Source organism: Mesorhizobium sp. M4B.F.Ca.ET.089.01.1.1 (assembly GCF_004022605.1).
Lineage (GTDB): Bacteria > Pseudomonadota > Alphaproteobacteria > Rhizobiales > Rhizobiaceae > Mesorhizobium > Mesorhizobium abyssinicae.
Genome location: NZ_RZOS01000609.1, coordinates 1 through 2,769 on the forward strand (window position 1 = coordinate 1; position 2,769 = coordinate 2,769).

A 2,769-nucleotide genomic window follows, 5' to 3' on the forward strand; every position below is an offset into this window, starting at 1 on the left:
AGCGTCAGCAGCGCGTCGCCGGCAAGGATGGCGGTGGCGTCGTCGAAGGCCCGGTGCACGGTCGGCTGGCCGCGGCGCAGATCGTCATTGTCCATGGCCGGCAGATCGTCATGGATCAGCGAATAGCAATGCACGCATTCGAGCGCCGCCGCGACGCGCGATGCCGCCTCGCCATCGGCGGAAAAGAGCGCCGCGCTTTCCATGACCAGAAAAGGGCGCAGGCGCTTGCCGCCGTTCAACACGCCATGGCGCATGGCCGCCATCAGCCGCTCCGGCCGGGCGATCTCGCCGGACAGTGCGCGCGCATCGAGAAGCCGCCTGAGCAGCGCCTCGATTGCCGCTGCGCGTGTCAGAAGTGCGGTTTCGAACGCGATTTCTTCGTCTTTCGCCATGGCCGGGAGCGGTAGCCGACACTCAGACATTGCGCAAGAAGCCGCGCGCCATTATGCCGGTTGAGCTGATGGCACGGGTGGGGCGGCTTGACGGAACCGATCGTCGATCATGAAATCGAAGGACTGGACATGGCGCGGCCGAGGCGCCTGAACCGCGTCGGTCTCAAGCGCCTGGGCCGGCGCTCCCTGGTCGTTGCCGCCATCCTGGCGGTGATACCGGTGGTGCTGACCTTCCTCTATCTGCCGTCCTTCGTGCATCCGGTGTCGACGCTGATGCTGAAGGACCTCGCGACCTTCTCCGGCTACGACCGGCGCTGGGTTTCCATCGACGACGTGTCGCCGGTGCTGGCGCATTCGGTGGTCATGTCGGAGGACGGGCAGTTCTGCTTCCACCGCGGCGTCGATCTCGGCGAATTGCGCGGCGTCGTCGACGACGCGCTGGCCGGCGAGGCAACGCGCGGCGCCTCGACCATCACCATGCAGACGGTGAAGAATCTCTTCCTCTGGTCGCGGCCGCTGGGCACAGTGCGCAAGGTGGTCGAACTGCCGCTCGCCGTCTATTTCGACGCGGTGATGTCGAAGCGGCGGATCATGGAGATCTACCTCAACATCGCCGAATGGGGGCCGGGCATCTATGGTATCGAGGCCGCCGCCCAGCATCATTTCGGCGTCTCGGCAAAGCAGCTGTCGCGTCGGCAGGCGGCGCTGCTTGCCGTCACGCTGCCCAACCCGATCGCCCGCAATCCCGCCAAGCCGGGGCCTGGCCTGCGACGGCTGGCGGCGCTGATCGAGCGACGCGCTGGCAGATCGGGCGCCTATATAGGCTGCCTGGACTGAGGTGCAGCTTCATGCTGCTTTCCTGCTCCGGCAAAAAAATTTGCCGCGGTGCTGGCCAAAACGGCGCAGGGCGTGTATAGGCACCCGACTTTCTCAGATTATGGCCCCAGACATGGCCCTTTCACGAGGGTTGCCGGGGCATTTTGACCATGTAGTGGAGCATATCCGTGGCCGTTCCGAAACGAAAAACCTCTCCGTCGAAGCGCGGCATGCGCCGCTCGGCCGACGCCCTCAAGGCCCCGACCTATGTCGAGGACAAGAATTCCGGCGAAATGCGCCGCCCGCACCATATCGACCTGAAGACCGGCATGTATCGTGGCCGCCAGGTACTGGAGCCGAAGGAAAGCTGAGAAGCTTCCGGCGGTTTGCGACTTCCAAAAGACCGGCCAATGGCCGGTCTTTTTGCGTTTGGCCTCAGCCAATCGCTGCAGCGTCACGGTCCGGTACCGACTCTGCCGACGGACCCTGCGCGCCGGTCTTTGTGGCCCGACAGGCGCGGGAGGAACCCCCGCTAGGGCGGTTCAGCGTTTCATGGAATCGCCGAACCGCCCCAAGTTTTTGTTTTGACGCAATTCCGGACGGAGAACAGCTGCGCACTTTTCCTGGAATTGCTCTGACATGCTTGTTTCGCGCGGTCTTCGAGCGTGTTAGCGGCGACGCATGAAACTTCTTGACGAGGAAGGCCGGCGGGCTGCAACTGAAGGAAGCTCAATCGGAGACGCCAGATGTTCGGTGCCATCCCCCTGCTGATCGTGCCCTTCGTGCTCTACAATCTCGGGCTGCTCGGGATATTCGGCAGCGGCGACGATCCCTGGGCCAACGAGATGTTCTCGTTCCGCATGATGTCCGGTGGCGTGTTCTCGATGACGCTCGGCGACCTGATGGTGCTGATCGGCCTGATCTTCCTGTTCGTCGAGATCTCGAAATCGGTGCGCACCACCAACGCCTCGATCCTCGACCATCTGTTGTCGACGCTGGTCTTCATCGCCTTCCTGGTCGAGTTCCTACTGGTGAAGGGCGCGGCGCATTCGGTCTTCTTCACCCTGATGGTCATCGCGCTGTTCGACGTGCTCGCCGGCTTCTCGGTGTCGATGCGGTCGGCAAGCAGGGATATCAACCTGAACTAGGATGTGCCGATATTGAGGTGAGACCGGTCTGCAAATGCAGGTTTCCTGCGCTTCCGGTGCTCACGTACGCTCCGCTCCGGTTCTCGGAAACCAATATTTTCGACTCGGGCCTGACCTGAATCTCGACACATCCTCCTGCTGATCCGGGCTCAGCCCGGATCGGCAGTAAAGCCGGCGGCTTCGATGCCGGCGATCGCGGCGGCCTCGTCATTGTCCGACGTGTCGCCGGAGATGCCGACCGCGCCGATGACGGCGCCGGCATGATCGCGGATCAGCACGCCGCCGACGACAGGCAGGACATGACCGCCGGAGACATCGGAGATGCCGGCCATCAGATGCGGCCGTTCCTTGGCGAAGGCTTCGACGCGGCGCGAGCCCATGCCGATGGCGAGCGCGCCATAGGCCTTGCCGGC

5 protein-coding genes are annotated in these 2,769 nt (G+C 63.7%); 3 read left to right on the forward strand and 2 right to left on the reverse strand.

The window, feature by feature from the left end; translation table 11 throughout:
• Positions 1 to 392, reverse strand: a 392-nt coding sequence (locus EN780_RS31485; RefSeq protein WP_189556894.1) for a polyprenyl synthetase family protein, incomplete at its 3' end; no start/stop codon positions are given.
• A gap of 129 nt (positions 393 to 521) precedes the next feature.
• On the opposite strand from EN780_RS31485, the gene EN780_RS31490 reads away from it, so the two are divergent.
• From EN780_RS31490 to EN780_RS31500, 3 genes are all read left to right on the forward strand, one after another.
• Entirely contained in the window at positions 522 to 1,229 is a 708-nt protein-coding gene (locus EN780_RS31490) for a transglycosylase domain-containing protein (RefSeq protein ID WP_128276219.1), read from the forward strand.
• 167 nt (positions 1,230 to 1,396) lie between these two features.
• Complete coding sequence (gene rpmF / locus EN780_RS31495) at positions 1,397 to 1,579, forward strand: 50S ribosomal protein L32 (protein WP_006203806.1); 183 nt, start codon at positions 1,397 to 1,399, stop codon at positions 1,577 to 1,579.
• A gap of 375 nt (positions 1,580 to 1,954) precedes the next feature.
• Complete coding sequence (locus tag EN780_RS31500; protein ID WP_126057953.1) at positions 1,955 to 2,356, forward strand: hypothetical protein; 402 nt, start codon at positions 1,955 to 1,957, stop codon at positions 2,354 to 2,356.
• 149 nt (positions 2,357 to 2,505) lie between these two features.
• On the opposite strand, the gene EN780_RS31505 is transcribed toward EN780_RS31500, so the two are convergent.
• A partial coding sequence (locus EN780_RS31505) for a heme-binding protein (protein WP_189556896.1) occupies positions 2,506 to 2,769 on the reverse strand: 264 nt, incomplete at its 5' end.